Source organism: Paractinoplanes bogorensis, assembly GCF_018829635.1.
Lineage (GTDB): Bacteria > Actinomycetota > Actinomycetes > Mycobacteriales > Micromonosporaceae > Actinoplanes > Actinoplanes bogorensis.
In genome coordinates, this window is sequence record NZ_JAHKKG010000008.1 from 484219 (window position 1) to 495326 (window position 11108).

General features: G+C 71.2%; 12 protein-coding genes. 4 read left to right on the plus strand and 8 right to left on the minus strand.

Annotated elements, in window-relative coordinates:
* Positions 1 to 128 precede the first annotated feature (128 nt).
* Complete coding sequence (locus KOI35_RS27825; RefSeq protein ID WP_215791570.1) at positions 129 to 1517, plus strand: sigma-70 family RNA polymerase sigma factor; 1389 nt, start codon at positions 129 to 131, stop codon at positions 1515 to 1517.
* A 31-nt stretch (positions 1518 to 1548) separates the two neighbouring features.
* Here KOI35_RS27825 and KOI35_RS27830 read toward each other — a convergent pair whose 3' ends face one another.
* Entirely contained in the window at positions 1549 to 2433 is an 885-nt protein-coding gene (locus KOI35_RS27830; RefSeq protein ID WP_246613811.1) for an alpha/beta fold hydrolase, read from the minus strand.
* Positions 2434 to 2507: 74 nt separating this feature from the next.
* Between KOI35_RS27830 and KOI35_RS27835 the strand changes: the two genes are divergently transcribed.
* Positions 2508 to 3074: a TetR/AcrR family transcriptional regulator gene (locus KOI35_RS27835; RefSeq protein ID WP_215791572.1), complete on the plus strand. Its 567-nt coding sequence runs from the start codon at positions 2508 to 2510 to the stop codon at positions 3072 to 3074.
* Here KOI35_RS27835 and KOI35_RS27840 read toward each other — a convergent pair.
* Together KOI35_RS27840 and KOI35_RS27845 are read right to left on the minus strand one after the other, a co-directional pair.
* Positions 3064 to 3759: a mycothiol-dependent nitroreductase Rv2466c family protein gene (locus KOI35_RS27840; protein ID WP_215791573.1), complete on the minus strand. Its 696-nt coding sequence runs from the start codon at positions 3757 to 3759 to the stop codon at positions 3064 to 3066. The two genes, KOI35_RS27835 and KOI35_RS27840, sit on opposite strands and share 11 nt — an antisense overlap.
* A gap of 104 nt (positions 3760 to 3863) precedes the next feature.
* Positions 3864 to 5048: an MFS transporter gene (locus KOI35_RS27845; RefSeq protein ID WP_215791574.1), complete on the minus strand. Its 1185-nt coding sequence runs from the start codon at positions 5046 to 5048 to the stop codon at positions 3864 to 3866.
* 60 nt (positions 5049 to 5108) lie between these two features.
* On the opposite strand from KOI35_RS27845, the gene KOI35_RS27850 reads away from it, so the two are divergent.
* On the plus strand, positions 5109 to 5462 hold the full coding sequence (locus KOI35_RS27850) for a MerR family transcriptional regulator (RefSeq protein ID WP_215791575.1): 354 nt from the start codon (positions 5109 to 5111) through the stop codon (positions 5460 to 5462).
* On the opposite strand, the gene KOI35_RS27855 is transcribed toward KOI35_RS27850, so the two are convergent.
* Together KOI35_RS27855 and KOI35_RS27860 are read right to left on the minus strand one after the other, a co-directional pair.
* A complete protein-coding gene (locus tag KOI35_RS27855) occupies positions 5435 to 6145 on the minus strand; it encodes a type 1 glutamine amidotransferase (RefSeq protein ID WP_308121172.1) in 711 nt (236 codons plus the stop codon). The genes KOI35_RS27850 and KOI35_RS27855 overlap by 28 nt on opposite strands.
* A gap of 45 nt (positions 6146 to 6190) precedes the next feature.
* Positions 6191 to 7543: a glutamine synthetase family protein gene (locus KOI35_RS27860; protein ID WP_215791576.1), complete on the minus strand. Its 1353-nt coding sequence runs from the start codon at positions 7541 to 7543 to the stop codon at positions 6191 to 6193.
* Between the two features lie 52 nt (positions 7544 to 7595).
* Between KOI35_RS27860 and KOI35_RS27865 the strand changes: the two genes are divergently transcribed.
* A complete protein-coding gene (locus KOI35_RS27865) occupies positions 7596 to 8099 on the plus strand; it encodes a MarR family winged helix-turn-helix transcriptional regulator (RefSeq protein ID WP_215791577.1) in 504 nt (167 codons plus the stop codon).
* 5 nt (positions 8100 to 8104) lie between these two features.
* Here the strand turns inward: KOI35_RS27865 and KOI35_RS27870 are convergent, their stop codons facing one another.
* The 3 genes from KOI35_RS27870 to KOI35_RS27880 are packed head-to-tail and all read right to left on the minus strand — an operon-like array spanning position 8105 to position 11107.
* Positions 8105 to 8809, minus strand: coding sequence for a gamma-glutamyl-gamma-aminobutyrate hydrolase family protein (locus KOI35_RS27870; protein ID WP_215791578.1), 705 nt, complete (start codon positions 8807 to 8809; stop codon positions 8105 to 8107).
* A complete protein-coding gene (locus KOI35_RS27875) occupies positions 8802 to 10250 on the minus strand; it encodes an aldehyde dehydrogenase family protein (RefSeq protein ID WP_215791579.1) in 1449 nt (482 codons plus the stop codon). Before KOI35_RS27875 ends, KOI35_RS27870 begins: the two co-directional genes overlap by 8 nt.
* The gene (locus KOI35_RS27880; RefSeq protein WP_215791580.1) at positions 10250 to 11107 is read right to left on the minus strand and encodes a fumarylacetoacetate hydrolase family protein; all 858 of its coding nucleotides are present in this window, start codon (positions 11105 to 11107) and stop codon (positions 10250 to 10252) included. Before KOI35_RS27880 ends, KOI35_RS27875 begins: the two co-directional genes overlap by 1 nt.
* Between the last annotated feature and the right edge of the window lies 1 nt (position 11108).

Genomic DNA, 11108 nt, shown 5'->3' on the forward strand with positions numbered 1-11108 from the left:
ACGCCTGGTGGAATGCGCTATCGGCCATTTCGGATCACCAGTTTTCAGTGCCAAATTCTGCTTGAACATCGCCGGTTCGCGACCCTACGATCTGGACGCTGTGAGCGTTAACCGGGAGGAGGCGGCGGATGGTCCGGACCCGGCGGGACTCCGGCGACCTGGTTCGCGCGGCCCGGGCCGGTGACCGGGAGGCCCTGGACGAGCTGGCCCGCCGGTATCTGCCGATGGTCTATCACCTGGTCCGGCCAATGGTCGACGCCGACCAGGTCGACGACGTGGTGCAGGACGTCATGGTCCGTGCCCTGAGCCGGCTCGGCGATCTGCGGTCACCGGACGGTTTCCGGTCCTGGCTCACGGTCATCGCCGTACGCGAGGCCGGCACCCGGCCCACCCGGCCTACCTGGGAGCAGAGCACGAGCGCGGCCGCCGATCACCCGGACCCGGCCGCCGACGTGGAAGGGCCGTCCGTGCTGCGGGCCGAGCTGGCCGGCCAGCGCCGCCAGGTGCGGCACGCCGCTCAGTGGATGGGGCCGGCCGAGCGCACCGTCTTCGCGCTGTGGTGGCTCGAGCTGCTCGGCGAGCTCACCCGGGCCGAGGTCGCGACCGGTCTCGGCGTCAAGGTTCCCCATGCCGCCGTACGCATCCAGCGCATGCGCGAACAGTTGGAAGTGGGCCGATCCATCGTCGTGGCGCTCGAGGCGATGCCCGGCTGCGACGCGCTCGGCGACGTCGTCGCGGACTGGGACGGGCGTCCCGGACCGTACTGGCGCAAGCGGATCGGACGTCATGTGCGGTCCTGCCCCGCCTGCCTCCGTGCGGCCCGGACCTTGGTGCCCGCCGATCGGCTGCTACCGACGTTGCTGCTGCTTCCCGTGCCGGTCGCGCTCGCCGGCGCCACGCTGGCCAAGTCGGCCGGGATCACGCCGGCGGCCGGCTCCGGGCCCTGGCTCGCCGGTGCGGTGCAGGCGGCCGCCGCCCATCCGCTGGCCGCGGCCGTTCTCGCCGTCGGAGTCACCGTCCCGGTCGCCGGATGGGCCATCGCACCCGCGCCCGGCCGCTCCGGTCCGGACACCGCGCCATCGGTGGCCACCGGAGCGCTGTCCCTGGAATCGGCTGCGGCGCCGGGCCGGTACGTCTCTGTGTTCGGCGAGGACGGGACCCTCGAACCGGTCAGCCCGGCCAGCGCCGCCGACGACCGCCGGCGAGCCACCCTGCGGGCGGTCCGGGGCCTGGCCGACCCGGCCTGCCTCTCGTTCCTCGGCCCCGACGGCCGCTACCTGCGTCATGCGTCGTTCCGGTTGCAGCCCGGCTCCGACGACGGCACCGTCCTGTTCCGCGGAGATGCCACGTTCTGCGCCCGGCCCGGCGCATCGGCCGGCAGTGTCTCGCTCGAGTCGTTCAACTACCGCGGCTTCTTCCTGCGCCGCGTCGACGACCAGCTCCGGATCGACCAGTCCGACGGCAGCGCGTCGTTCCGGTCCGACAGCTCGTTCCGGGCCCGGCGCCCGCTGGGCTGACGCCGCGGCAGCGCGCCGGGCCCCGGCACGATCAACCGAGCTTGCGGGTCAGGAAGTCGTGGATCAGCGGGAACACCTCGTCGGCGCGGTCCTCGAGCAGGAAGTGCCCACTGTCGAACAGGTGGAACTCCACATCCTTGAGGTCCTGCTTGTACGGGTGCGCACCCTCGGCCGGGAAGATGACGTCGTTCGCGCCCCACACCACCAGCGTCGGCGGCTGCGTGGTGCGCAGCCACTCCTGCACCGGCGGGTACAGCGCCGGGTTCGTGCCGTAGTCGAGGAAGTAGTCGAGCTGGATCTCGTCGTTGCCGGGGCGGTCGAGCAGGGCCTGGTCGACGGTCCAGTTGTCGGGTGAGATGCGCGTGGCGTGGGCCATGCCGTCGGTGTACTGGAACCGGGTGCTGTCCAGCGTGACCAGTCCGCGCAGGGCGTCGCGGTTCTCGGCGCTGGGGTCGGCCCAGTACCGCTTGATCGGCTTCCAGAAGTCGTTGTCCAGGCCTTCGTCGTACGCGTTGCCGTTCTGCACGATGAGCGCCGTGATCGCCGAGGGGTCGGCCAGCGCGAGCCGCCAGGCGGTCGGGGCGCCGTAGTCGAACACGTTGACGGCGTACCGGGTGATGCCGAGCCTGGTCAGCAGCTTCTGCACGTGGAGCGCGGCGTTGTCGAACGTGTAGTCGAACCCGGCGCGGTCGGGGGCGGCGCTCCCGCCGTAGCCGGGCAGGTCGGGCGCGATGACGTGGAAGCGGTCGGCCAGGTAGGGGATCAGGTCGCGGAACATGTGCGACGAGGTCGGGAAGCCGTGCAGCAGCAGCACGACGGGCGCGTCGGCCGGGCCGGCCTCCCGGTAGAACATCTCGAACCCATCGAGGTTCTCGGTCTTGTACTGCACGACGGGGACGAACGGTGTGGTTGTCATGCGATTGACCATACATACCTCTAGGTATGGCGGCAAACCCTACTTCCAGGTATGGAGCTTGCTAGTGTTGTGTCATGGACAACAGGCGGCTGATCATCGACTCGGCCAAGCGGCTCTTCTGGCATCGCGGCTACTCGACGACGAGCCCCAAGCAGGTGATGGCCGACGCCGGTGTCGGGCAGGGCAGCTTCTACCACCACTTCCCGACCAAGCCCGAGCTCGGCGCCGAGGTGGTCCGCGAGAACGGGCAGGACCTTCTTGCTTCCGTACGGGCGTCGATGGCCGGTCTGCCCACGGGGCGGGAGCGCCTCGCCGCGTTTCTCGCCTCCGCCGCCGACGCGCTGGGTGGGTGCCAGATCGGCGGCTTCGCCTACGATGCCGGGATCCTGGCCGAGCCCACGTTGCGGGAGGCCTTGGGCACCGCGTTCACCGAGATGGCCGAACTGATCGAGAGCGCCGTCCGCGAGGCGCAAGCCGACGGCTCGCTCTCCCCGGCGCTCGACCCGGCCCCGACCGCCGCCGCCCTCCTCGCCGTCGTCGAGGGGGCGTTCGTCGTCGCGCGAGCCACCGGACGGCAGGCCTCGGCCGACGCCGCCACCGCCGGTGCGCTCGCGCTGCTGGAGGCAAGCTCTACTTCTTGAGCCGCCGGCTGCCGGCGTGCCAGTCCTCGGTGCGGCCGGCCTCGTCGGTGGTGACCCCGAACGAGGGCAGCTGCGGCTGCTCGCGCAGGCTGCGCTTGAGCTCGGCGAACCCGGGGAACCGGGCCAGCCCGACGACGTGATCCCACAGCTCGGCCGCCTGCGTCTCGTCGGGCAGCCGGCTGATCACCGGGCCGAAGAAGGCGACCCCGTCCGGCGGTTCGAAGTGGACGATCGGGGTGCCGACGTCCTTGCCCGTGAGCGACAGTGCCTCGTCCGACTCGGCCCGGATCTCGGCGTCGCGCGACGTGTCGTCGAGGAAGTCGGCCAGGGCGACCGGTAGCCCGGCCTCGGTGAGCGCGGCCACGGTCAGCTCGGGCACCGGGATCGGGGTGCCGACTTCGTGGATGCGTGCGCCGAACGCCTCGTACAGGGAACCGATTGTCTCTCGTCCGTGCTTTTCCCGTACGGCGGAAGCCACGCGCAACAGGCGCAGGCCATTGGTGTGCTGGGCCTCGTACTCGGGCGGGAAGTGACTGTCGTAGTCGAGGTGCGCGTTGATCTGGCGCAGCGAGATGAACCGCCAGTCCACCGTGTAGTCGCGTTGCGCCTGCACGATCCGGACCCACTTGCTGGTCATCCAGGCGAACGGGCAGATCGGATCGAAGTAGAAGTTGATGTCAGCCACGGGTGGAGCCCCTTTCCGGGCGAACGAAGTACGGCCAGCGGCGTAGATGCTGGGTGAAGCGCTCACTTAGTCCACTGTCCCGCAGACGGCCGGGCGGCAACGTGTCAGCGCCGGACCGGGAAGGCGTGACCGCGGGCGAGGACCACCACGAGCGTGGCCGGCACCAGCAGCACGATCGCGGCGAGGATGAGCGCGCTCGTGCCGAAGCCGGCCAGCAGCGCGCCGCCGACCAGGCCGCCCAGGCCGATGCCCAGGTTCCAGGTGGTGACCATCGACGACTGGGCCACGTCGGCGTGTTCGCCGGCCGCCCGCATCAGCGCCGACTGCAGCACGGTGGCCGCTCCGCCGAACGAGAGTCCCCAGGCCGCGACGGTGACGTAGTGGACCGTGGGGCTGGTGCCGGCCATCAGCAGCGCGACCGCGGCCGCGGCGAACAGGGCGGTGCCGAGCACGGCCAGCCGGCGGTGGTGGCGGTCGATCAGTGCGCCGGTGAGCCAGATGCTGACGATCGAGGCGAGGCCGAAGTCGAGCAGGATCCACTGCACGTGATCCGGCAGGCCGGAACCGGCCAGGATCGGGGCGATGTAGGTGTACAGGATGGTGTGGGCGAGGACGAAGGCGCCGGTCACCGCGAGCACTGTGCGGATGCCGCGGAGCCGCAGAATCGCGTACAGGGAAATGCGGTCCTCGGTCTTCTGGCCGGCGAAGTTGGGCAGCTTGGCGGCGGTCCAGGCGATCAGCAGGACGGTGATCGCCGAGGCCAGGCCGAAGGTGAGCTGCCATCCGACCACCCGGCCGAGGTAGGCGCCGACCGGCACGCCGAGCGACAGGGCGACGGGGGTGCCGGCGAAGGCGAAGGCCATCGCCCGGCCCTTGAGCGCGGGTCCGACCAGCCGGGCCGCGTAACCGCCGAGCAGGCTCCAGACGACTCCGGAGGCGGCGCCGGCGACGAACCGGGCCACCATCGTCACGGTGAAGTCGAGGGAGACGGCGGTGACCAGGTTGGCCAGCACGAAGCCGGTCAGCGCGGCCAGCAGCAGGTGGCGCCGCGGCCAGGTGGCGGTGGCCAGGGCGACCGGGATCGCGGTGAGCAGGGTGCCGATCGCATAGATGGTGACCGTCTGACCGGCGACGGATTCCGAGACGCCCAGCGCCTGGCTCATCTGGGGCAGCACGCCGGCCGGCAGGGCCTCGGTCAAAGTGGTGATCAAGCCGGCGGTGAACAGGGCGATCAGGGGCGCGAGCGGGAGGCGTCCGGTGGTCGGGGCCTCGAGTTGTGTGGTGGACATGGCGCCATGCTCTAACCTTCACATTGATGTGAGGGCCAAACGTTTGTGAGGGACGTCTCGATGCGGATCAAGGAGCTGTCCGAGCGGGCCGACGTGTCGCCGCGGCTGCTGCGCTACTACGAGGAGCAGGGTCTGCTCAGCCCCCGGCGTGAACAGAACGGCTACCGCGACTACGACGAGGCGCTGGTCGAGCGAGTCGAGCAGATCCGCAGCCTGCTCGCCGCCGGCCTGACCACCGAGATCATCCGTGCGGTGCTGCCCTGCCTGGCCGAGGCGGCCAGCTCGCAATATCCGGCGACCGACTTCGTCGACCGGGTGCGGCAGGAGCGCGACCGGATGGCCGAGCGTCTCGAGAGTCTCACGAAGAACCTGGAGGCGATCGACGCCTACCTGGACGCCGTCGCCGCCAGGTAGCGCTGCCGGACGAAACCGTCGACCAGGGCGTGGGCCTGCCGGGTGGCCCGCTCGCTCTCGTGGCGCGTCCGGGCGACGAGAGCCTCCACGTCCAGGTTCAGCGTGGCGGCCGCGCCCTGGGCGAGCCATCCGTCGAGCATGGCCGGGGTCAGTTCGGGGTGGAACTGCAGGGCCAGGTTGCGGCGCAGCACGAACGCCTGCGAGGCCGCGTCGTTGCGGGCGACCTCGACCGCGCCGGGCGGCAGCGTCCACCGGTCGTAGTGCCACTCGAACCAGGGCCCGGCCGGCACCACGGCCTCGTCGTCGGTCCGCAGGTCGGTCCACCCGATCTCGGGCCGGGGTGAGCGGGCCACCGAACCGCCGTGGGCGGCCGCGAGCAGCTGCCCGCCGAAGCAGATGCCGAGCACCGGGACGCCGGCCGCGTCGGCCCGGCGCAGCTGCTCCATCTCGGGCCGGACCCAGCTGCCGATCAGCGCGTGGTCGTAGGTCGACCAGGGGGCGCCCATGGCCAGCACGGCGTCGAAGGCGGTGAAGTCGGGGAACTCGGTCGTGACGCCGGGGGTGTCGAACCGGTCGGCCGGCACCACGGTGTGGTGGACCAGGTCGTAGCCGTGGTCGGTGAAGCGCTCCGCGATCCGGCCGAGCGGGGAGACGTGGTCGTGCTGCACAACGAGAAGCTTCACGGCGGCCAGCCTACGGTGAACTCGTTCGGAAGCGAATGATAGGTCTCACAGGTGGTAGCTGTACTCGCGGAACTCCCAGTCGGTGACCCACTGCGAGAACCGCTCGATCTCGTTGCGCTTGTAGGCCACGAACGCCGCCACGAACTGGGGTCCGAGCATCTCGGCGAGCTCGGTGTCGGCCTCCAGGGCGGCGATGGCGGTCGGCAGATCGGTGGGCAGTTTCTCGGCCTTGCTCACGTCGTAGCCGTAGCCCTCCAGCTTGGCCGGCGGCTCGAGCTTGTCGCGGATGCCGAGGTAGGCCGCGCCCATCAGGGCGGCGACGGCCAGGTACGGGTTGGCCGACGCGTCGCCGAGGCGCAGTTCGAGCCGGGCCGCGCGGCCGCGTTCGGGCGGGATGCGGACCATGGCGCTGCGGTTGTCCAGCCCCCAGTCGATCAGCCAGGGCGCCAGGGTGTCCGGCCCGAAGCGTTTGTACGAGTTGATGGTCGGGTTGAGCAGCGCGGCCAGGGCGGGCGCGTGGGCCAGGACGCCGGCGATGGCCGAGCGGCCGACCGCGGAGAGCCCGTCCGGGCCGGCCGGGTCGTCGAACAGGGCCGCGCCCTCGCTCGACCAGGCCGAGAAGTGCAGGTGAAAGCCGGAGCCGCCCTCGTCGTTGAACGGCTTGGCCATGAAGGTGGCCAGCTTGTTCTGCATGCGGGCGAGTTCCTGGATGGCCGTCTTGAAGCGGAAGGCGCGGTCGGCGGCGTCGAGTGCGCCCGAGTGCCAGAGGTTGATCTCGAACTGGCCGGAGGCGAACTCGTGGTTGGCCGCGACCACGTCGAGCCCGTACGCGTCCAGCCGGCGCAGCGAGGCCAGCAGGGTGTTCTCCGGGTCGCCCTTGTATCCGGCGGTGTAGACGTTGCCGGTGCCCTCGCCGTAGCGCCGCCATCCGTTGGGCGTGTCGGTGGACGGCTCGAGCACGTAGAACTCGAGCTCCGGACCGATCATCGGCTGCATGTCGAGGGCGGCGAAACGGTCGATGACCCGGCGCAGCACGTTGCGCGGGCTCTCCTGGGACGGGGAGCCGTCCGGGTTGAAGACGTCGGCGATGACGTGGGCGACCCCGGGCTCCCACGGGACCTCCTGCACCGTGCTCAGGTCGGGGACGGCGATCACGTCGGGCAGCCCGGCCGACAACCCGCCCTCGATGTCGACCACGTCGCCCATCGGCGAGGTGCCGTAGACCGACCGGCAGAAGGCGACACCGTGGCCGACCGTCCGGGCGAAGCGGCGCACCAGCAGGTCACGGCCGCGCTCGGCGCCGATCAGGTCGCTGTACCCGAGCCGGACCACGTCGATCTCCCGGGCGGTCAGATCGGCCTGGACCGCTTCCATGGCGCTGGCGTCGATCGTGGGCATGGTCGCTCCTCGAGGAGGGGGATAGGACGTACGGGAACGTAGGGTGGGCGGCATGATGGATCACCCCACCCTGGTCGAGACGGAACGCGCGATGCGCGAGCACGTCGAGTCGCTGGGCCTCGACTTCGAGGCGGCCCTCGCCGTGTCCAGCGTCTACCGGGCGGCGAACGCGGTCCGGTCGTACGCGTGGAACGACGTTCTGCGCCCGTACGACCTCACCTGGACCGGGTTCGTGGTGATGTGGGTGGTGTGGATCTTCGACGGCCTGGAGACCCGCCGCGCGGCCGAGGCGGCCGCGATCTCCAAGGCCACGCTGACCGGCGTGGTGAAGACTCTGGAGGCTCGGGGCTGGATGCGCAAGGTCGGCCGGGCCGATGACCGCCGCCTGGTCGAGATCCACCTGACCGACCAGGGCCGGGAGCTCATGCAGGAGCTCTACCCGCGGTTCAACGCGATCGAGGCCAAGGTCGTCGGACGCCTGTCCCGCGGCGACATCGGCGCCATGACCAGCAGCCTCCGCGAGATCGTCATAACGATCGAGGAGACGCAGGACTGAGCCGGTCATCGCGCCGGGGCTCCGAGCCGGGACTCCTCGACCAGCCGGGTGAACAGGCCGGCCTGGAGCGGGTCGGTCGCCGCGGTGTCCTCCGGGTGCCACTGCACGCCCAGGAACCAGCCCCGATGCTCGTCCAGCGTCACCGCCTCGATCGTGCCGTCCTCCGCGTACGCCGCCGCCCGCAGCCCGTCCCCGAGCCGCGCGATGCCCTGGTGGTGATAACACGACACGATCAGCTCAGGCGCGCCGACGGCATGTCTCAGCGGTGAGTTTTCCCGTACGCCGATGGAGTGCACCAGATGCCGGTGGGCGCCACCCAGATCCGGGACGAGGTCGCCGCCCCGGGCCACGTTGACCACCTGCAGTCCGCGGCAGATGGCCAGCAGCGGCTTCGCGTCCTCGAGCGCGGCCCGGGCGACGGCCAGGTCGAACGCGTCCTGTGCCTCGTCGACGTCGTACTCGGAGTGGTGCGCCCGCTGTCCTGACCAGTGCGCGGCGAGGTCGCCCCCGCCGGGCAGCAGAAACCCGTCGGCCATCCCGAAGCGTTCCCGGATCGAGTCCGGGTCGGCCGGGTGCACCACCAGAGGTTCACCGCCGGCCGCATACACCGCCTCGACGAGCTTGCGTGCCGTCACCTCAGCCGCGTAGCGCAGCGCCGACGCGCTCGCCGAGAAGCGGGCCGGGATGACGATCAGCGGCCGGTCACCCATGGTTGATCCAGGTCGTCTTGAGGTCGGTGTACTCGTCGAGCGCGTGCCGCGACTTGTCCCTCCCCGCGCCGGAGAGCTTGACGCCGCCGAACGGCACCGTCATGTCGCCCTCCTCGTAGCAGTTGACCCAGACCGTCCCGGCCCGCAGCCGCCGCGACATCCGATGCGCGCGCCCGAGATCGCTGGTCCAGACCGCCGCGGCCAGCCCGTACGGGGTGTCGTGCGCGATCCGCAGGGCCTCGTCCTCGTCGCGGAACGTCTGCACGGCCAGCACCGGCCCGAACAGCTCCTCGCGGACCAGCACGTTGTCGCGGGCCGCCCCGGTGACCACGGTCGGCGCCAGATAGGGACCGCCGGTGTGCTCGAGCACGCGGGTGCCGCCGGTGCGCAGTGTGGCGCCCTGGTCGAGCCCGGTCGTCAGCGTGCCCAGGATCCGGTGCAGGCTGCGCTCGTCGACCAGCGGCCCCATCTTCGTCTCCGGATCGAGCGGGTCGCCCGGCTGCCAGCCCGCGGCGGCCTCGACGATCCGGGCCACCACCCGCTCGGCCACGTCCTCGTGCACGACGAGGCGGGAGCCGGCCGTGCACATCTCGCCCGAGTTGAAGAAGATGGCCCACGCCGCGGTGTCGGCCGCCGCGTCGAGGTCGGGCGCGTCCGGGAAGACGATGTTGGGTGACTTGCCGCCGAGTTCCAGATGCACCCGCTTGACGTTGCTGTCGGCCGCGTAGCGCAGGAAGTGCCGGCCGACCGCGGTGGAACCGGTGAACGTCAGCACGTCGACGTCCGGGTGCTCGCCCAGCCGCCGGCCGACGGTCGCGCCGTCACCGGAGAGCACGTTGAGCACACCCGGGGGCAGCCCGGCCTCGGCGCCCAGGGCGGCCACCCGCTGCATGGACAACGGCGACTGCTCGGCCGTCTTGAGCACCACCGTGCACCCGGCCGCCAGCGCGGGCGCGAACTTCCAGCCGCCGATGGTCAGCGGGAAGTTCCACGGGACGACGGCCGCGACCACGCCCGCCGGTTCGCGGGTGACCAGCGCCAGTTCCCCGTCGGTGGTCGGCGGGATCTCGCCCGCGGTCTTGTCAGCCAGCCCGCCGTAGAACCGCAGGCACCGGATCAGCGCCCGCAGCTCGATGCCGTCGGCGTACGCGATCGGCTTGCCCATCTCGAGCGTGACCAGCCGGGCGATCTCGGCCCGGTGCCGCTCGACGAGGTCGGCGAAGCGCAGCAGGACCTCACCGCGCTCGCGGGCCGCCGTCCGGGGCCACGGGCCGTGGTCGAACGCCCGGCGGGCCGCGGCGACGGCGGCGTCCGCGTCCGCCTCGCCGGCCCAGGCCAGCTCGACCAGCGAGCTGCCGTCCCGGGGTGTGATCACGGACCGGCGGGCACCGGTGGACGCCGCGCGTCCGGCGCCGTCGATGAAGAGGCCCTCGGGCAGCATCAACGCGTCCGGGAGAGGTCAGGTTTGCGGATGCCGCGGAACTCCCAGTCGCCGCCCTGGGCCGTGGACAGCACCTCTTCGCTCTCGGTGGGCTGGGCCCCTACGTCCGTACGGATGGGAGCCGGTCCTTCGACGATGTGGTTGCGCAGTGTGCCCAGACCCTCGACCTGCACCTCGACCACGTCGCCGGGGTACACCGTGCGGGAGATGGCGGGGGTGCCCGACAGCAGCACGTCGCCCGGCTGCAGAGTGATGGTGCGGGCGATGTCGGCGACCAGGTAGTGCATGTCCCACTGCATCTCGCCGGTGTTGCCGTCCTGGCGCACCTCGCCGTTGACGAGCGTACGGATGGACTTGTCGTGGAAGTCCCAGCCCTCGACGATGCCCGGGCCGAGCGGGCACAACGTGTCGGCCCCCTTGACCCGCAGCATCGAACCGGAGTCGGTGTCGCGGAAATCGTGCAGGCCGTAGTCGTTGCCGATGGTGTAGCCGCGGATGTAGTCCCCGGCCTGGTCCGGCGCGATGTTGCGAGCCGTGCGACCGATGACGATGGCGATCTCGCCCTCGTAGTTGAGCCACTTGCACCCGGCCGGGCGGACGACCGCCGCGTCGTGGCTGTTGAGCGCGGACACCGGTTTGTGGAAGTAGGTCGGCGCCGGGGGCAGGGTGGTCATCATCTCCTGAACCCGCGACGAGTAGTTCAGGTGGACGCAGACGATCTTCGACGGGGTGACCGGGCTCAGGTGCACGGCGTCGGCCACCGCGGTCTCGCGGCCGTCGCCGGCGACCAGGGTGTCGCCGTGGCGTTCCACGTCGACGACGGTGCCGTCCAGCAGGATTCGGCGGAACTCGCGCATC